Source organism: Azospirillum sp. UENF 312511 (genome assembly GCF_058780635.1).
In genome coordinates, this window is the sequence record NZ_JBSNCG010000003.1 from 740,493 (window position 1) to 758,345 (window position 17,853).

A 17,853-nucleotide genomic window follows, 5' to 3' on the forward strand; every position below is an offset into this window, starting at 1 on the left:
TGAGATTGTATCATTGCGTGGAGGGGTCTCACCGCGGTCCGGCCTTCGGGTCGGCCCAGAAGTCGAAGAAGTTGTACCATTGCAATGGGTCGCGCAAGCAATGGTGTTCCAGCCGTGCGGCGTAGCGTGCGGCGAGCGCGGCGAGCGCCTCGTCCTTCCCGCGCCGCGGCAACTCGATGCGCTCGGCGAAGGGCTCGAAGGTGACACGGTGGCCCTGCCCCTCGCGCAGGCAGAACAGGAGATAGACCGGGCATCCCATCAGCGCCGCCAGCACGTAGGGTCCCTGCGAGAAGGCGGCGTCCCGGCCGAGGAACGGAACCCGGCTGACCCGGCCATTGAACTCCACCGGAGTGCGGTCCCCGGCGATGGCGATCCACTCGCCACGCTCCACCCTCTCCTTGAGATCGATGGCGGTCTGCGGGCCGATGTCGGTGACCTGTATGGTGTGGTCCGCGGCGTCGGGACGGACGGAGCGGATCATCCGGTTGTAGCGGACGGCGTGCCGCGTGTGCAGCAGCACGTTGATATCCTTCTCGAACCGGGTCCCCAGGCGGGCCCGAGACAACTCCGCGTTGCCCAGGTGCGAGACGATCAGCAGCGCCCCCCGCCCCTCCGCGGCGAGACGGCTCAGCGCCTCCGCCCCGTCAACGGCGATGGGGCCGGTGCGCTCCGGGGCGGCCCAGGCGATGAAGGTGTCGAGCGCCTTGACCGCGAAGCTCATGTGGTGACGCAGCCCGTCCCACCAGGAAGGGGCGGGCAGGCCCTTCGCCGCGTTGGCCTGCGCCAGGAAATCCAGCGAATGCCGCCGCCCCGCGGCGTTGGTCGCATAGAAGTAGCTCACCACCGGCCACAGGAGCGCGATGCAGCCCGGCCGGCCGAGCAGCCGGTAGACCAGCGTCACCAGCCTCATGCCCCACCAGGCGCCCCGCTCCCCCACGGTCGACCAGTGCGCGTCGGCTCCCCTTCCTGGCGGGCGGTTGCGCAGCACCGAGGGCAGGCGCAGCAGCATGGTCAGCACGAGGCGCGTGTGCATGCGCGTCAGCAGCACGTTGTCCCGCAGGAGGTTGAAGTTGGAGGTGTTTCCCTCGGGATAGACGACCCGCACGGGGATGTGGATCAGCGGAACGCCACGCCAGAACAGGCGAACGACGATTTCCGGGTCGAAGTCCATGCGGGTGCCGATCCGCTCGCTGTCCAGCACCGCCATGGTGGGGGCCAGCGGGTAGACGCGGAAGCCGCACATGCTGTCCTTCACCCGCAGCGACAGCGTCTCCACCCAAATCCACACATGGGTGGCCCAGCGCGCGATCAGCCGCGAGCGGGGGACGGAGTGGTCATAGACCGGCCGACCGCTGACCAGCGCATTGGGATGCGCCGCCGCGGTGGACAAGAGGTCGGCAACGGCCGCAAGGTCATGCTGTCCGTCGGCGTCCACCTGCACCGCGTGGGTGAAACCGCGCTCATGAGCGCGCCGGAGGCCGGCCATGACGGCGCCGCCCTTGCCCCGGTTCACCTCCAGCCGTTGCACCTCGACCCCGTCCTCAGGGGCGTGCAGCGCCGCGATGGCGGTGCGGGCAGGCTCACCGCTGCCGTCATCGATCAGAATGACCTCCAGCCCATGCCCCCGCAGCGCCGCGACGATTCCGCCGAGCGCCGTGTGGTGGTTGTGGCTGGGGATGATGGCGCAGGCCCGGATGCTCATGCCGTCTCCATGAGGCTTGCCGGTCGGAGAAGCGACCTCCTACCCCTGTTGCAGGAGCAACGTCAAGCGACCGAACTCAGCGGCGGGCGGCGATCTGGTCCAGCCTGGCCGCAATGTCGCGTTCGAGATTGCCGACCCAGCGGTTGTAGGCCCGCTCCACCCCGTCGTTTCTGCGCTCCATGTTCTTTGCGCTGACGTACTGGATGCGGTAGCTCCGGTTCGAGAACAGCACATCGGCCTCGGCCACCCACGGCCACTTGGTGTAGGTGGCGCGGACCTGTCCATCCGCGATGTGCTGGAAATGCCAGCCGCGCTTGGCACCGGCCTCGACGATGGCGAGTTCGATGGCGTTCAGCGGCAGAGCTTGCGCCCCAGGGGGCACAGCGTGTTCCTGAGTCGTCGTGATCGGTCGTGTCTGGCAGGCGGCCAGAAAGAGAATGGCGGCGGCCGCCAGAATGTTGCGCACAGGCCGGTCCTTTTCGGTGTGGTGAAGGTGCGGCATACTTCCTTTTCGGGTGGTCTCCGTCAATGCCCATACTTAAGATTTCAGTTTTTCTCTCCCTGCGCTTCACGTATACGCTCGCCTGAGTGGCGACAGCTTGCGTGAACACGCATGCGACGGCCGATTCACGAACCGAAGGAACCGCAGGGATGCGAAAGGCCGCGCTGGGGGCTCTGATTGCAGCAAGTTTGCTGGGCGCTTGCTCAACGCATCAGGTGCCGATGACTTACAGTCCGGCTGCCGTGCAGAAACCACCGTTGGCGAAGCCGGAGGTCGAGGTGCTCACCGTCACCGACGCGCGCAAGTACACCGGCAAACATCTGGGCGCGATCCGCGGCGGCTATGGCAACGCCTTGAAGACCATCGAAGCGTCAGGCCCGGTCAAGGACGTGGTGCACAAGGCTTTCGAGGACGCTCTCAAGGCACGCGGCCTTCTCGCCGCCAGCAATGGCGGAAGCTACGGCCTGGACATCACGGTCGAGAAGCTCGATTGCAGTCAGTTGGTCCGCAAGGAGGCGCACGCGCGGTTCCGTGTCGCGGTCCTGGATAAGGACACGGGCCAGCCGGTCTACAGCAAGGTCGTGGAAGACAACCGCGAGGATACGGGAAACCCGTTCGCGACCGGCGTCTTCGGCTCGGTGGATGAGCTGACCAAAATGACCAACGACAGCATGCAGGCGGCCATTGACCAAGCCCTCGACAACCCCGCCTTCCTCACCGTTGTCAGGGCACGCTGAACGACTCCGGATATGGCAACGGCCATGAATGGCGCAGCCCCGGACAAATGGCTGCGCCTCAGCAACACAGGTTTTCTTCATTTTTGAAGATGCGATCCGGCTCAGAGGAAATCCTCAAAGGTCGTGGTTCTTCACGCAGGGTCCTGAGCCGGGTCCATCATTCTGTGGAAATGCCGCAAGCCGGGCCGTCTTTCCGTCCCCCGGCATGAGGTGTCGGCCTTGGCGCCGCGCCGGCACTCTTCGAGTGGCCACCGGGCGGCCCTCTCCCACCCTCCTTTCCAGAAACGCGTCATGGAATGGGCAGCGTTGAGAAGGGTCACCCCGCCACCCTTCTCAACGCATCCGGATCGTTACAGAAGATTTCGACGAAGAAGCATTGTTTCCCCGGAGAAACTTAAAGATTGTCTTATGAAAGATATCATCAATTGCAAGTAAGCGTCTTTTGGCTTTAATCTCCGCGAGCCAATTGGGGGGTTCGGGCAGGTGATCGGTCGAAGGAGTACGACGCAGTGAAGGCAGGTTTGTTGAAAAGTGGGTTGGCCCGGCTGGGCGGGGCATTCCCGATCGCGGCCCTGATCGCGGTGGCGGCTCTGGCGGGCACCGGAGCGCTGCAGAAGGCCGAGGCGGCATCGACGCTGGTCTTCTGTTCGGAAGGCAACCCGGACAATCTGGCCCCGGCGCTGGCCCGCACCAACACCAGCTTCGACGCGATCCTGCACGCCTACGACACGCTGGTGCGATTCGATGCGGAGTCGAAGAGCATCGTGCCCGCGCTGGCGGAATCCTGGACCATCTCGCCGGACGGCACCGTCTACACCTTCAAGCTGCGGTCCGGCGTGCGCTTCCACGACACGCCCGGCTACACGCCGACGCGCACGCTGACCTCCGCCGACGTGCTGTTCAGCTTCTTCCGGCAATGGCACAAGGACCATCCGTACCATTCGGTCGGAAACGGGGCCTACAACTACTTCAACGACCTCTCCATGGGGTCGATCCTGAAGTCGATCGAGGCGGTGGACGACCTGACGGTGCGCTTCACCCTCAACCGGCCGCAGGCGCCCTTCCTGGCCAACCTGTCGATGGTCTTCGCCGCCATCACCTCGGCGGAATACGCCGACACCATGACCAAGCGCGGCACGCCGGAGCTGTTCGACCTGGAGCCGGTGGGAACCGGCGCCTTCCAGCTTCTCTCCTACCAGAAGGACAATCTGCTCCAGTACAAGGCGTTCGAGGGGCATTGGGCCGGGCGCCCGCCGCTTGACAACTTGGTCTTCGCCATCACTCCCAACGCCACGGTCCGGCTGAACCGGCTGCAGGCCGGCGAATGCCACGTCATGCCCTATCCCAACCTGACCGACCTGCCGAAGATCCGGAACAGCCCGTCGCTGACCCTGCTGCGGCAGGAGGGCTACAACGTCGCCTTCCTCACCTTCAACGTGGAACGGAAGCCGCTGGACGACGTGCGGGTGCGCCGGGCGCTCAGCATGGCCATCGACAAGGAAACGCTGGTCGACGCGCTCTACGGCGACACCGGGCGCACGGCGAAGAATCCGTTGCCGCCGACGAGCTGGGGCTACAACGACGCCATCGCGGACATTCCCTACGACCCCAAGGGGGCGAGCCAGCTCCTGGCCGAGGCCGGCTACGCCAACGGCTTCGAGATCGAGCTGTGGCACATGCCGGTGGCCCGGCCCTACATGCCCGCCGGCAAGCGGGCGGCGGAAATGATGGCCAACGATCTGGCCCAGGTCGGCGTCAAGGCCACCCTGGTGACCGACGACTGGTCGGTCTACATGAAGCGGCTGATGAACGGCGACCACCAGTTGGGCATGATCGGCTGGACCGGCGACAACAGCGACCCGGACAATTTCCTCTACACGCTGCTGAGCTGCGAGGGAGCCCGCAAGGGCGGCGGCAACATGGGCAAATGGTGCGACCGCAGCTTCGACGACGTCATCATCGAGGCCAAGCAGACCACCGACGTCGCCAAGCGCACCGCCCTGTATCATCGGGCGCAGGAGATCTTCAAGGATCAGGCGCCATGGCTGCCGCTGGCCCATTCCATGGTGTTCATGGTGCTGCGCGAGGAGGTGACGGGCTATCGGATGAATCCCTTCGGCCTGCACCTGTTCCACCACGTCGATCTCGCCCAGTGAGCGGCGGCGCGCGGTGATGACCCGCACCAACATCGCCCAGCGGATCGCCGCGGTCGGCGGCATGCCGGTGCTGGTGGCGGCGGCCATCGCCATCGTCGCGTGGTTCCTGCTCCAGCAATCCGACCGCGCCAACGGTTCGGTGGTCACCGCCGGCACGATCTACCGCGAACTGCTGGGGGCGGAGGCGGCGCGCTCCGACTATCTGAACACCGCGTCCAGCCGGCGGGCGGCGCAGGCCGTCCGTTTCGATGCCCACACCGGCGAGGCGCGCCGCCAGCTGGACGCCCTGGCCGACGCCACCGAGGACGATGCGCTGGAAAGCGCCGTCAGCGAGACGCGGCGGGTTCTGGACCGCTACGCCACGCAGATGGAGGAGCTGAAGGCGGTCACCGAGCGGAACGACGCCCTGATCGGCGCCATGGCCCAGCAGGCGGCCCGGCTGATCGACATCACCGACGCCGCCCGCCAGCGCCAGAACCTCGCCAACCTCGGCTATGCCGAGACGGTGGCGGACTCCGACCGCCGCCTGACCCTGCACCGCGACGTGCTGGACAACGCCCGCAGCATCTACGCCGCGCTGGCCGGTCTGTGGCGGCACGAGGCGGCCCGGCTGTCCCGGGAACACGGTCAGGCTCAAGGCGGCGCCGCCGCCCCCGGCACTTCCGGGGCGCACGACACCGGCGTGCTGATGCTGCGCCTGAGCAACAGCGCGGAAGCGCTGGAGGACGCGCTGGAGCGGGCCGCCGCCGCGGAAGGGCGCGGGAGCCGGGGGCAGAAGCGCATCGTCGCGGCGGTCGCGCAGGTGTCCAGCGCGTTGATGGACGGCGGCGACATCCGGGACAGCGCGCAGGAGCTGGAAAAGCGCATCGACCAGATCCTGAACGTCTACGGCACGGCCTACGCCGCCACGCTGAACGAGGTCACCGAACTCACCGCCCACGCCGTGTCGGCCAACGAGACCGAACAGCAGGCGCAGGGCGTGACCATCGCCGTGCTGAAGCTGGCGCACGCCACCGCCGACGCGGTGAGCCACCGGGACATCGGCGCGACCATCGCGCTGATCGCGGACGGCGCGGCGGTGGAGGAGCAGATCGAGCGGATCGCGCTGCCCCCGCTGGTGCGCGGCGGCATGATGTCCGCCGTGGCCAGCTGGCGGGACAGCCTGGACAAGGTGCGCGAGGGGCTGAGCGTCCAGGACCTGATGATCGCCCAGATGGACGCGGACGCCAAGGAGATGGCGTCGGGCGCCAGCGCGCTGAACGATACGTTCCGCAGCAACGCCGAAACCATCGGGGCCTTCCTGCGGTCCGCCCTCGTGCTCGGGGCCACCGCCGGCCTGCTGCTGGCCATCGCCGGGGCCTTCTTCGCCGCGCGCTCGATCACCCGCCCGCTGGACCGCCTGCAAAGGCAGATGGTCCATCTGGCCGGGAACCCGCTGACCGGCGCCATCGTGGACACCGGACGCCGGGACGAGGTCGGGGCCATGGCCCGCTCGGTGCAGCATTTCGTCACCGAGATTGCCCAGCGGGAAACCGCCCTGCACGAGGCCAAGAACCAGGCGGAGGAGGCGACGCGGGCGAAGTCCTCCTTCCTGGCGGTGATGAGCCACGAGATCCGCACGCCGATGAACGGCGTGACGGCGATGGCCGAGATGCTGGATCAGACCGACCTGACCGAGGAACAGCACGGCATGCTGGGGGTCATCCGGTCGTCGGCCCAGGCGCTTCTCATCATCATCAACGACATCCTCGACTTCTCCAAGATCGAGGCGGGGAAGATGGAGATCGAATCCGTCCCCTTCTCCCCCTTGGAGGTGGTCGAGGAGTCGGCGGAGCTGGTGGCCGGGCGCATCGAGGAAAAGGGGCTTCAGCTGTCCGTCGACGTCGGGCCGGGCGTTCCCGACCGGCTGACCGGCGACCCGACGCGCGTGCGGCAGATCCTCATCAACCTGATGGGCAACGCCGTCAAGTTCACCGAGAAGGGCAGCGTCGCCGTGACGGTCAGCGCCGAACCGCGGTCCGGCACGGATGGCGCCGCGGATGGCCCCGCGGATGGAGGCGTGATGCTGCGCTTCGCCGTGACCGACAGCGGGATCGGCCTGACCGGGGAGCAGCGGGCCAAGCTGTTCCAGCCCTTCCAGCAGGCCGACAGCTCCACGTCGCGCCGCTTCGGCGGCACCGGGCTGGGGCTGACGATCTGCCACAAGCTGTGCACCATGATGGGGGGCGGCATCGGGGTGGACTCGGTGTTCGGCGAGGGCTCCACCTTCTGGTTCGAGCTGCCCTTCGCGGTGGCCGCCCCGACCGCCGACTGCCCGCAGCCCCGGACACCGGCGGCCCCGGCGGTGGCGGTGGACGACGCCCGCGTGGTGGCCGTGGGCTTCGACGGCGACGGGCGTCGGGCGCTGCAAGGCATCCTGGCCGCCGCCGGCATCGCCCCGCTCGGCTGGTACGATCTGACCGGAGGCCTCCAGGCGGTGACCGACACCCAGGCCGGTCCGGAGCGGCTGGTGGTGCTGGTCAACGGCGGGGTGCAATCCGAAGCCGCCATCGCCTGCTGCCGCGCCATCGTGCAGTCCCCCGCCTTCGCCGACGGTCCGGTCCCCGCGGTTATCCTGGCCGTGCCGCGGGCGCTGGCCTCCACCATGTCGGAAGCCGACCGCATCGGACTGCTGTGCGCCGTCAATCTGCCTCTGCGGCGGCGGCGGGTCTGGCTGACCATTGCGGCGGCGCTGGGCCGGGCCAGCCTGGAACGGCGGTCGGAGCCGCGGGAGCACGACGCCACCGGCTGGGAACCGCCGCCCATCGAATCCGCCATCGCGGCCGGGGCGCTGATCCTGGTGGCGGAGGACAACCCGATCAACCAGACGGTGATCCGCCGCATGCTGAACAAGCGCGGCTACGCCATCGAAATGGCCGACAACGGCGCCCGCGCCCTGGAGATGCTGCAGCCGGGACGCTATGGCCTGCTGCTGACCGACTTCCACATGCCGGAGATGGACGGCTTCGGCCTGACCCACGCCATCCGCGCCCGCGAGCGGGAGCTGGCGGAGGCGTTGAGCGGGACGGGGGCGGGCGCCGGGGCGGAGGACCGGCTGCCCATCGTCGCGCTGACCGCCGATGCCCTGCCGGGCACGCAGCAGCGCTGCCTGGAGGCGGGGATGGATGGCTATCTGACGAAGCCCATCGAATCCCGGCTGCTGGCCGAAACGCTGGACCGCTTCCTGCCGCAGGCCCGCTCGCTGCGCCTGCCGGCCCGCCGGACGCCCGCCAAGCCGGAGCCGGCGGCCGTCGCCGAAGCATCCCTCGCGCCGAGCTGGGCGGACGCCGACATCGACCCGCAGATTTTCGACCTCGGCCAGCTGAGCCAGAATTTCGGCCGCGACGACCCGGACGCCATGGTCTTCCTCGGTGATTTCCTGGGCATGGCGCCGGGGCTGATCCAGGCCGCCGTGACGGCGCTGGAGGCCGGAGCCGCCGGCCCGGCCCGCGACGCGGTCCACACGCTGAAGGGGGCGGCCCTGTCGATCGGGGCGGCCCGGCTGGGCCGGCTGGCCGGCGACACCCAGGACCTGCTGGACGCCGGGGACGCGGAGACCGCCGCGCTTCTCGCCAGCATGCTGGACGCCACCCTGGACGAGCTGATCACCGCGACCGCCGCGATGCGGGCGTCGCACAGTCCCGCACCGACGTTTTGAAACCGACGTCTTGAACAAGGTCAGCCCACCATGGCGGTAGATTACTCGAAGCTGAGCATCCTGATCGTCGAGGACGACAACTTCACCCGCGGCCTGATCCGCAAGGTGCTGAAGGAGATCGGCGTCCGCTCGATCCTGGAATCCTCGAACGGCAAGGACGGGCTGATGGAGGTGGTGCGCACACGCCCGGACATCGTCTTCTGCGACATCCACATGGCGCCGATGAACGGCAAGCAATTCCTCCAGGGCGTGCGCGGGATCAAGGTGAAGGACGTGGACAAGACCCCGGTGATCTTCCTGACCGGCGACGCCGACCTCAGCACCGTGCGCTTCGCCAAGGAGCACAACGTCAACGGCTATCTGGTGAAGCCGATCAGCCTCGCCAAGCTGCGCGACAGCATCGACGCGGTGGTGTCCAGCAACGTCGGCATGACGCAATGGCTGACCTGAAGCCAACCTGATTGCGCCATTGCCCCCTGAGAGGACCGCAGGACACGTCGCTCTTCAGCCATGAGCCGATAAACGCCCGGCATTTTTGGTTTTTTCGCCCCGCATGTCACAGTCCGGGGGGTGGGCGTTGTCATCTCCCCCGTGGCTGCACTTTCAAGGGAGACGACGATGGCCAAGCACACAGCGACGATTGATCCCCAGTCCCCGTGCCTGACGCTGATAAACGTTTACGGGGTCGAGCCGGGGACGCAGGCCGACCTGGCGAAGGCGCTGTCGGAAGCGACCGAAAACACCATCCGCCACCAGCCCGGCTTCCTATCGGTCAGCATCCACAGCAGCCTCGACGGGAAGACGGTCGTCAACTACGCTCAATGGGCCTCCAAGGAGCACTTCGAGGGCTTCATGAGTAAGCCCGAGACGCAGGAGCAACTGAAGATGTTCGCGGGTCTCGCGACATCGGTCGCGCCCAGCCTTTATACGGTCAGCGCCGTTCACGCGGATTAACGAAGGCATGGCGAGGCAGCAAGGCCATGAACGACCGCTCCACCGACCCGTCATTCGCCGACATCCGCCCCCGCCTCATCCGCCTCGCCTACCGGATGCTTGGATCGGTGGCGGATGCCGAGGACGTCGTTCAGGATGCCTATCTCCGCTGGCTGTCGACCGACCGTGAGACGGTCCGGCAACCGGCGGCCTTGCTGCACACCATCGTCACGCGCCTCTGCCTGAACGAACTGAAATCGGCACGGCGCCGGCGCGAAACCTACATCGGGCCATGGCTGCCGGAACCGATCGTCGACGCGGGGGAATCGGACGCCATCGACGACATCACGCTTCCCTTGATGATCGCGCTGGAGCGTCTGTCGCCGTTGGAGCGAGCGGCCTTTCTGCTCCACGACGTGTTCGGCATGGGGTTCGACGATGTCGCCAGCGCCATCGGCCGTGAAACAGCGGCCTGTCGCAAACTGGCCAGCCGGGCGCGTGACCACATTCAGGCGGCCCGCCCACGCTTCGCGGTGACGAAGGAGCAAGGGCTGGAGATCGCCGCCGCCTTCTTCACCGCGTCGCGCGAGGGCGACATGGACCGGCTGCGCTTGCTTCTTGCCGATGATGTGACCGCAAGCACGGACGGCGGCGGCAAGGTGCCGGCCTCGCAGCGTCCGCTGATCGGACTCGGCGAGGTGATGGCGCGACACCTCCAGCTTGCGCAGGAGTTCAAGCAGGCTCCATCGCTTCTCATACGCTACGCCGTCATCGACGGGCTCCCCGGCTTCATTTCCGTCGAAGGCGGCGGGATCGTCCAGACCACCGCCCTGCAGATCGAGCAGGGAAAGATCGTCGCGCTCTACATCACCAGAAACCCCGACAAGCTGCGGCGTGTGGACGGTGTTTCGATGCACCGGAAGGCCTCCACCGATGCGACGGCGATGCGCGTCACGGTGTGACGCCCCTGAACAACCGACGCTCAGTCCTGGGCCGTCGGCCGGATAACGATGCTGCCGACATCGACATCATCCGGTTGCTCAATGGCGTAGACGACGCCGCGGGCGATCGCTTCCGGCGGGATCGAGACCGTGGCGGCCCGCTTCGCCATTGCCTCCCGGATGGCGGGGTCGGTCATGGAGGCTGCGAAATCGGTTGCGACGAAGCCCGGAGAAATCTCGGTCACCCGCAGATGCGGTCCGGCCTCCTGACGCAGGGCTTCGGTGGCGGTGCGCACCGCGTTCTTCGTCGCGGCATAGACCCCCATGGTGGGCAGGATCTTGAGGCCGGCGGTCGAAACGATGTTGATGATGTGGCCGGATTTCTGACGCTGGAACAGCGGCAGAACGGCAGCAATGCCATACAGCGTGCCGCGCAGATTGACGTCGATCATCGCGTCCCAATCCTCGACGCGGAGCGCGTCGAAGCGCGAGATCGGACCGATCCCCGCGCTGTTCACCAGGACATCGACCCTGCCGCCCCGCTCGACGGCAAGGGCGACCAGAGCTTCGAGATCGTCGCGCCGGCGAACGTCGGTCACCTTGTGAACGGCCATGCCGCCGGCCGCGGCGATCGCGCCCGACACCTCGGCCAGCGCACTGTCCCGGCGAGCGCCCAGGACCACGAACGCCCCGCGTTCGGCCAGAAGCATCGCTGTGGCGCGGCCGATGCCGCTGCTCGCGCCGGTGATGACCACGACCTTGCCGTCCATGCCCATTGCCTTTCTCCTTCGCACACGCAGTTCAGGCATGGTGCAAGATCATCTGTGAGAGAGGGTCCGTGGTTTTGTCGCGATCGTCTTGTCATGCCGCCGATCCGCTGTCGGACGTCCTGGACGTCCTTGGTCCCCGGGTCAGCCGCCTGACCCGGCTGGAGGCCGCGAACGACTGGGCGCTGGAATTTCCGGCGCTCGACCGCTTGAAGTTCGTGGCGCTGCTGAAGGGCACGAACTGGCTGATCCTCCCGGGTCATCCTCCCTGGTTGATGAGCGCCGGGGATGTCTGCCTCATCGGACGGATACCCTACGCCGTCGCCAGCGATCCGGCCTTGCCCCGCACCGATGGCCAGAGCCTCTTCGGCATGCCCGGGCGCGACACCGTACGGCTTGGCGGAAGCGCCATGATCGCGATCGGCAGCAGCGTCTCCTTCGCCGACGGGAACGCCGATTTCCTGCTCGACATGCTGCCGGAAGCCCTGCTGATCCCGCGGTCCTCCCCCGGATCGGGCCCGGTGTCGACGATCCTCGCCTTGCTGGGGGATGAGATGGAGCGGGCCCCTCTGGGCCACGGGGTCGTGACCGCCCGCCTCGCCGACGTGCTGCTGGTGGAAGCGATCCGCGCCCATGCGGCGCGTGGCGAGGCCGTCGGGATGGGCTGGCTGGGCGCGTTGCCCGACCCCCGCCTCGGCCGGGTGCTGCGCGCCATTCACGGCGACATCGCGCGACCGTGGACCGTGGCGCAACTCGCCGCCGTCGCCGGCATGTCGCGCGCCGCCTTCTCCGCGCAGTTCACCCGCCGGGTGGGGCAGACGCCGCTGGCCTATGTGCGGGCTTGGCGTCTCACCCTCGCGCGCGCCGCCTTGGGGCGACCCGGCGCCGACGTCGCCAGCGTCGCGAGCACGGTCGGGTACAGCTCGCAGAGCGCTTTCAGCCATGCCTTCCGCCGCTCCTTCGGCATCGCGCCCGGGGGCCGGCGCCACGGCGGGAGCCGGCCGCGCGCCGACGGATGAGGCGGGATGAGCGGGGCGGCGGAGGCGCCAGTCGTCAGCGCCCGATCATCGGTTTCAGCCAGGGCGACGAGGCGAACACGTCCGTGAAATAGCCCTGGGTGAGGATGGCGCGGCCAGCCTTGTTGATGCGCGCCGGCAACGACCCCAGCTCGCCCTTGCGGGCGACCACGAAGACGGACCGGCGGAAGCTGGCCGCCGGGAAGGGCAGCACCTTCAGGCGCCCCAGATGCTGGCGGCTTTTCACCAGCGCGGTTGGCGGAAGCAGGCTCCACCCCATCTCTTCGGCCACCATGGCCATCATGGTGTCGACGGCGTCGAAGGCGAAGCTGCGCGGGATCTCCATGCCCAGCCGGCGCAGGTGCTGGTCCACCATCCGGCCCAGGCTGCTGTCCACCGTGTTGCGGATCAGCGGCAAAGCCTGCGAGAGCGCGCGCAGCCCGGCCTCGTCGGCGACATCCGGCGCGCTGCGGGGCACCAGAAGCACGAAGGGCTCGCTGAGCAGCCGGAAGCTGTCCACCTGATCCAGGTCGTCGAAGGACTCGTTGGTGAAGATCACGTCCAGGCGCCGGGCCATGAACTGCTCCCGCAGCTGGCGGCTGAGGCCCGCCGCGATGCTGAAGGACGGCACGCTGTCGCGGAGCTGCTGGAGCAACCGCGGCATGAAGGGGGCGGCCAGCGTGTCGATGCAGCCGAGCCTCAGCTCCGGCACGAAGAGCGCATCCTTGCCGCCGATCACCGCCGGCAATTGGCGGGCGTCGCCGAGGATCCGTTTGCTCCAGTGCCACAGCCGGTGGCCGGAGGCGGTCAGCGCCATCGGCCGGATGCTCCGGTCGAAGAGCTGGGTGGCGAAGGCGGTTTCCAGTTGACGCACCACGTGTGACACGGCCGACTGGGTCAGCCCCAGCTGGCCCGCCGCGCGGGTCATGTTGCCCAGCTCTGCCACCGTCACGAACACTTCAAGGGAATCCAGGTCGAAGTCGCGGTGGCGCATGGGGGTGGCGGGTTCCGTCGGTTGGTGGGCGCGGTGGTGCCCAAGGGGCGCCGCATAATGAATCTGATTCATCCTGACCATGAAAGTCCTTTCTTGGCCTGACGGAGGACGAGGGTCGCTGGCAGCCTTGCCGGATCGTCCGCCCCTGTCCGCGCGAGGTTCCGCCATGACCACCTCTCCCGCTGCCCCTCCCGCTGCCCGGCTCATCGGCCATTGGCTGGCCGGTCTGGAACGGGCCGGCATCCCCGAGGAGGCCGCCGCGGTCGGCCGGGGCTGCATCATCGACACGCTGGGCGTGGCGCTGGCCGGTGCCGGCGCCGATGCCGATGCCGCCCGCATGGCGCGGGAGGAAGCGCTGGACATTTACGCCACCGGTCCATGCACCCTGCTGGGGGGCGGGCGGCTGTGCGCCGAAGGGGCCGCCTTCGCGAACACCGCCGCCGCCCACGCGCTGGATTTCGACGACAATTGCTACGCCGGCTTCGTCCATGGCTCCGCCGTGGTGGTGCCGACCGCCCTGGCCGCGGTGGAGGCCGTCGGCGGAACAGGGGCCGATCTGCTGACCGCGGTGGTGGCCGGGGCGGAGGCGGAATACGCGCTGGCCATCGCCTTCGGCAACGGCGTGTACGAAGCCGGCTGGTGGACCACCGCGCTGTTCGGCACCGTCGGTGCCGCGGCGGCGGCGGCCAAGGCCTTCCGGCTGGACGGCGACCGGGCCGCCGATGCCATCGCCTTCGCGCTCTGCGGGACCGGCGGCCTACGGGCCTGCTTCGGCACGAGCGCCAAGCCGCTGCTGGCCGCCCAGGCCGCCGCGAACGGGCTGCGCGCGGCGCGTCTGGCGATGCGCGGCGGCGCCGTGCCGCACGGCGTGGTCGAGGACCCGCGCGGCTTCGCCCGGTTGGTGGCGCAGGGCCGGTTCGACGCCACGGCGCTGGACGCCCTGGGCCGGCGGTGGCACCTGCTCGACCCCGGCATCGACACCAAGGCCTATCCGGTCTGCCTCTCCTCGCACGCCGCCGCCGACGCGGTGCGCGACCTGATGGCGGAGCACCGGCTGGACCCGTCGGACATCGCGGCGGTGCGCTGCGTCGTGCCGCCGGTGGTGGCCGCCAACCTCACCTACGATCGCCCCGCCACCCCCGGCGAAGCCCGCTTCAGCCTGCCCTTTGCGGTGGCCTGCGTGATGTTGCATGGCGACCTGACGCTGGATCATCTGAGCGGACCGACGCTGGCCGACCCGCGCCTGCGCGCGGCGATGGAGCGTGTGAGCATGCGGTCCGATCCCGGCTGGAACGCCGACCCCGACCGGGCGCGGCTGGCCCCGGAAGGCGCCGACGTGATGGTGGAGACCCGGACGGGGAAAAGCGTCCACCGCTTCTGCGCCTCGGCGCGCGGCACCGTCGCCCGCCCCCTGTCGATGGAGGACCACACCGCGAAGTTCCTCGCCTGCGCCGGCCGCGCCATCGGACCCGCGGCGGCGCAACGGCTCCACCAGCGCCTGTCGGCAATCGACACCCTGCCCGGCCTGGATGGGGTGCTGGACGGCGGCACGGACTGATCCCAGCTCCGGCATCATACGGATGCATTCATGGTGCCGACAAAAAACATTCATGGTACGGGACAAGCGCCGATGAGTGAGCCTAATTTTTAGGCATGATTATCGGCGGGACGAACCAAATCCCGGTGGAGAAATCCAGACTTTGTCTGTGGTCGAAAATCGGGCATCCGGCTCGCATCCGCAAAAATGAGTATTTTTTAGGCATACCCTGAACCACCGGGCGGCGCGTCCTCGGTCGTTCCGTTCATGACACGTCTGTGAGAGCGTCGAGGCAACAGGAACCAAGGTCCACAACGGACCCCGCAAGCAGAGAGGCTTCATCATGGTGAAACGGTTGGTGGCACGGGCTGTGCTCTCGGCTTTCCTCCTCTCCGGCACGGCGCTGGCCGCGCAGGCCGCCGGCACGCTCAAGGTGGCGGTGGATTCGAACCTGAACACCCTCGATCCCGCCAAGATGAAGGGCGGTCAGGAGTATGTGGCCGCCTACCTCCTCTTCAACGGCCTGACGGCGATTGCCGCCGACATGACGCTGAAGCCCGACCTCGCCGAGCGCTGGGAGCACAGCGCCGACCTCAAGACCTGGACCTTCTTCCTGAAGAAGGGCGTGAAGTTCCACAGCGGCCGCGAGATGGACGCCGAGGACGTGCTCGCCACCATCACCCGCATCCAGGACAAGGCGACCGGCTCCACCGCCCGCGTGAACTTCGAGATCGTGGAGTCGATGAAGGCGGTGGATTCCCACACGGTGGAATTCACGCTGAAGTCCCCCTACTCCGGCTTCGCGGAGCTGTTCGGCGAGCGTCAGGCCCGCATCGTGCCGCGCGACGCCCTCGACACGCTGGCCTCCAACCCCGTCGGCACCGGCCCCTTCCAGTTCGTCTCCTTCGCGCCGGGCGACCGCATGGTGGTGAAGCGCAACCCGACCTATTTCGAGGCCGGCCTGCCGAAGCTGGACGAGGTGGTCATCCGCATCCTGCCCGAGACGGCCAGCCAGGTGGCGGCGCTGACCACGGGTGAGTTGGACCTCGCCTGGAACCTGCCTCCGGAGGCGGTGGACAAGGTCAAGGCGACGTCGAACCTGAAGGCCGAAGCCGTGCCGACCTCCACCTGGGACGGCGTGATCATGAACGGCACGACCAAGCCGTTCGACGACGTGCGCGTCCGCCGCGCCGTGGCGACCGCTCTGGACAAGCAGGCGATCACCCAGATCGCCCTGTTCGGCTACGGCACGCCGACCCATTCGCCGATCCCGCCGAGCCACCCCTACTTCAACAAGGACCTGCCGATCGCCAAGGGCGACCCGGCCGCCGCGAAGAAGATGCTGGCCGAGGCGGGCTATCCCAACGGCTTCGAGGTCACGCTCTACACCCCGGCCGGCCGCGCCACCCGCGAGCGTCTGGGGCTGGCGGTCCGCGAACTGCTGAAGCCGGCGGGCATCACCGTCAACGTGCAGCGCGTGCCCTTCGACGTCTTCCTGAAGGACATCGAGGGCAAGGCGGGCTTCTACATCGACGGCTTCTTCAGCCGCCCGACGATCGATACCTCGGTCTACCCCTGGTACCATTCGCGCGGGTCGTGGAACGCCGCGCTGTGGAACTACTCCAACCCGGCGATGGACAAGCTGCTCGACGGCGCCCGTCAGGCGGCCAGCGAGGAGGAGGCCAAGAAGCTCTACGGCGAGGTGCAGGCGCTGGCCGTCCAGGACGCTCCCGGCGTCATCCCCTACGTCATCAACCACGTCAACGGCGTCAGCGCGCGGGTGCAGGGCTTCACCTCCCACCCGATGATGTTCCTCGACCTGCGCAACGTTTCGGTCGGCCAGTAGAGCCGTCGACGGCGTCGGGAGCGCCCGCCGCGCCCCCGACGGCCCCGGGCCAAGGGAAGCTCTCTCCATGCTCCTCTACACACTCACCCGGCTGGCCTATCTGGCGATGGTGCTGGTCGTCATGTCGATCCTCGTCTTCCTGGTGACGCAGGCGATGCCGGGCGACGTCGCGTCGATGATCGCCGGACAGTTCGCCTCGAAGGAGGTGATCGACGCCATCACGGTCAAGCTCGGCCTCGACCAGCCCCTGATCGTGCAGTACGGCCGCTGGGCCGCCGGCATCCTGCAGGGCGATCTCGGCCGCTCGCTGGTGCTGGAGCAGCCGGTCGCGCCGATCCTGATGGAGGCGCTGAGCCGGTCCCTGGTCCTGGCGGTGGTGGCTCTGGCGGTGGTGACGGTGATCGGCATCGGCGCCGGCGTCCTGGCCGCTGTGCGCCGCGGGCGCATGGCCGACCAGATGGTCTCGGGCGTGTCCTATCTCGGCATCGCCGTTCCCGACTTCTTCTGGGCCATCGTCCTGGTGCTGGTCTTCGGCAGCTACCTGAAATGGCTGCCGACCGGCGGCTACGCGCCGCTCGCCGACGGCTTCGTGCCCTGGGCGTCGCATCTGGTCCTGCCGGTCGTCACGCTGGTTCTGATGCTGATCGCCCGCATCGCGCGGCTGACCCGCTCCAGCATGATCGACGTCCTGCAGACCAACTACGTGAAATACGCCCGCGCCAAGGGCCTGCCGGAGAAGGTGGTGATCGTCCGCCACGCCCTGCGCAACGCGCTGCTGCCGACCATCACCGTGCTCGCCATCGACTTCGGCCTGATCCTCGGCGGCGTCGTGGTCATCGAGACGGTGTTCTCCTTCCCCGGCATGGGCCGGCTGCTGCTGTTCGCCATCCAGCGCCACGACCTGCCGCTGATCCAGGCGACCATCCTGATCATCTCGACCGCCTACTGCCTGGCGAACCTGGCGGCCGACCTGCTCTACGCGTTCGTCAACCCTAAGATCCGCCATGGCATGGGGAACGCCTGAC

Annotated in this window: 14 protein-coding genes; 10 read left to right on the forward strand and 4 right to left on the reverse strand. The window is 68.1% G+C overall.

All coding sequences use genetic code 11. From position 1 onward, the window contains the following. Positions 1-28: 28 nt before the first annotated feature. On the reverse strand, positions 29-1,702 hold the full coding sequence (locus ACWPN7_RS14830; protein ID WP_459196928.1) for a glycosyltransferase family 2 protein: 1,674 nt from the start codon (positions 1,700-1,702) through the stop codon (positions 29-31). 76 nt (positions 1,703-1,778) lie between these two features. After that, positions 1,779-2,204 (reverse strand): hypothetical protein, encoded by a 426-nt coding sequence (locus ACWPN7_RS14835; RefSeq protein ID WP_459196927.1) that lies wholly within the window; start codon positions 2,202-2,204, stop codon positions 1,779-1,781. A gap of 149 nt (positions 2,205-2,353) precedes the next feature. On the opposite strand from ACWPN7_RS14835, the gene ACWPN7_RS14840 reads away from it, so the two are divergent. From ACWPN7_RS14840 to ACWPN7_RS14865, 6 genes are all read left to right on the forward strand, one after another. Further along, on the forward strand, positions 2,354-2,941 hold the full coding sequence (locus tag ACWPN7_RS14840; RefSeq protein WP_459196926.1) for a YajG family lipoprotein: 588 nt from the start codon (positions 2,354-2,356) through the stop codon (positions 2,939-2,941). Positions 2,942-3,450: 509 nt separating this feature from the next. Continuing rightward, entirely contained in the window at positions 3,451-5,097 is a 1,647-nt protein-coding gene (locus ACWPN7_RS14845; protein WP_247881569.1) for an ABC transporter substrate-binding protein, read from the forward strand. 16 nt (positions 5,098-5,113) lie between these two features. After that, positions 5,114-8,794, forward strand: coding sequence for a hybrid sensor histidine kinase/response regulator (locus ACWPN7_RS14850; protein WP_459196925.1), 3,681 nt, complete (start codon positions 5,114-5,116; stop codon positions 8,792-8,794). A 30-nt stretch (positions 8,795-8,824) separates the two neighbouring features. Continuing rightward, a complete protein-coding gene (locus ACWPN7_RS14855; protein WP_038529223.1) occupies positions 8,825-9,244 on the forward strand; it encodes a response regulator in 420 nt (139 codons plus the stop codon). A gap of 168 nt (positions 9,245-9,412) precedes the next feature. After that, the gene (locus ACWPN7_RS14860) at positions 9,413-9,748 is read left to right on the forward strand and encodes an antibiotic biosynthesis monooxygenase family protein (protein WP_456522682.1); all 336 of its coding nucleotides are present in this window, start codon (positions 9,413-9,415) and stop codon (positions 9,746-9,748) included. 26 nt (positions 9,749-9,774) lie between these two features. Then, on the forward strand, positions 9,775-10,689 hold the full coding sequence (locus tag ACWPN7_RS14865) for a sigma-70 family RNA polymerase sigma factor (RefSeq protein WP_459196924.1): 915 nt from the start codon (positions 9,775-9,777) through the stop codon (positions 10,687-10,689). A 20-nt stretch (positions 10,690-10,709) separates the two neighbouring features. On the opposite strand, the gene ACWPN7_RS14870 is transcribed toward ACWPN7_RS14865, so the two are convergent. After that, positions 10,710-11,444 carry an SDR family oxidoreductase gene (locus ACWPN7_RS14870; RefSeq protein WP_038529227.1) on the reverse strand — a complete coding sequence of 245 codons (735 nt, stop codon included), beginning with the start codon at positions 11,442-11,444 and terminating at the stop codon, positions 10,710-10,712. Between the two features lie 62 nt (positions 11,445-11,506). Here ACWPN7_RS14870 and ACWPN7_RS14875 point away from each other — a divergent pair, with 62 nt between their 5' ends. Beyond that, positions 11,507-12,454: an AraC family transcriptional regulator gene (locus ACWPN7_RS14875; RefSeq protein ID WP_459196923.1), complete on the forward strand. Its 948-nt coding sequence runs from the start codon at positions 11,507-11,509 to the stop codon at positions 12,452-12,454. Positions 12,455-12,488: 34 nt separating this feature from the next. Here ACWPN7_RS14875 and ACWPN7_RS14880 read toward each other — a convergent pair whose 3' ends face one another. After that, positions 12,489-13,445 (reverse strand): LysR family transcriptional regulator, encoded by a 957-nt coding sequence (locus ACWPN7_RS14880; RefSeq protein ID WP_459196922.1) that lies wholly within the window; start codon positions 13,443-13,445, stop codon positions 12,489-12,491. Positions 13,446-13,611: 166 nt separating this feature from the next. Between ACWPN7_RS14880 and ACWPN7_RS14885 the strand changes: the two genes are divergently transcribed. From ACWPN7_RS14885 to ACWPN7_RS14895, 3 genes are all read left to right on the forward strand, one after another. Then, positions 13,612-15,003 (forward strand): MmgE/PrpD family protein, encoded by a 1,392-nt coding sequence (locus ACWPN7_RS14885; RefSeq protein WP_459196921.1) that lies wholly within the window; start codon positions 13,612-13,614, stop codon positions 15,001-15,003. A 322-nt stretch (positions 15,004-15,325) separates the two neighbouring features. Continuing rightward, positions 15,326-16,828, forward strand: coding sequence for an ABC transporter substrate-binding protein (locus ACWPN7_RS14890; protein WP_103041773.1), 1,503 nt, complete (start codon positions 15,326-15,328; stop codon positions 16,826-16,828). Between the two features lie 67 nt (positions 16,829-16,895). Next, on the forward strand, positions 16,896-17,852 hold the full coding sequence (locus tag ACWPN7_RS14895) for an ABC transporter permease (RefSeq protein WP_038529233.1): 957 nt from the start codon (positions 16,896-16,898) through the stop codon (positions 17,850-17,852). Position 17,853: the final 1 nt, after the last annotated feature.

Coding starts and splice junctions, on each gene's coding strand:
- ACWPN7_RS14830 (WP_459196928.1), bottom strand. CDS start 1,702: ATGAGCATCCGGGCCTGCGCCATCATCCCCAGCCACAACCACCACACG.
- ACWPN7_RS14835 (WP_459196927.1), bottom strand. CDS start 2,204: ATGCCGCACCTTCACCACACCGAAAAGGACCGGCCTGTGCGCAACATT.
- ACWPN7_RS14840 (WP_459196926.1), top strand. CDS start 2,354: ATGCGAAAGGCCGCGCTGGGGGCTCTGATTGCAGCAAGTTTGCTGGGC.
- ACWPN7_RS14850 (WP_459196925.1), top strand. CDS start 5,114: ATGACCCGCACCAACATCGCCCAGCGGATCGCCGCGGTCGGCGGCATG.
- ACWPN7_RS14855 (WP_038529223.1), top strand. CDS start 8,825: ATGGCGGTAGATTACTCGAAGCTGAGCATCCTGATCGTCGAGGACGAC.
- ACWPN7_RS14860 (WP_456522682.1), top strand. CDS start 9,413: ATGGCCAAGCACACAGCGACGATTGATCCCCAGTCCCCGTGCCTGACG.
- ACWPN7_RS14865 (WP_459196924.1), top strand. CDS start 9,775: ATGAACGACCGCTCCACCGACCCGTCATTCGCCGACATCCGCCCCCGC.
- ACWPN7_RS14870 (WP_038529227.1), bottom strand. CDS start 11,444: ATGGGCATGGACGGCAAGGTCGTGGTCATCACCGGCGCGAGCAGCGGC.
- ACWPN7_RS14880 (WP_459196922.1), bottom strand. CDS start 13,445: ATGCGCCACCGCGACTTCGACCTGGATTCCCTTGAAGTGTTCGTGACG.
- ACWPN7_RS14885 (WP_459196921.1), top strand. CDS start 13,612: ATGACCACCTCTCCCGCTGCCCCTCCCGCTGCCCGGCTCATCGGCCAT.
- ACWPN7_RS14890 (WP_103041773.1), top strand. CDS start 15,326: ATGGTGAAACGGTTGGTGGCACGGGCTGTGCTCTCGGCTTTCCTCCTC.
- ACWPN7_RS14895 (WP_038529233.1), top strand. CDS start 16,896: ATGCTCCTCTACACACTCACCCGGCTGGCCTATCTGGCGATGGTGCTG.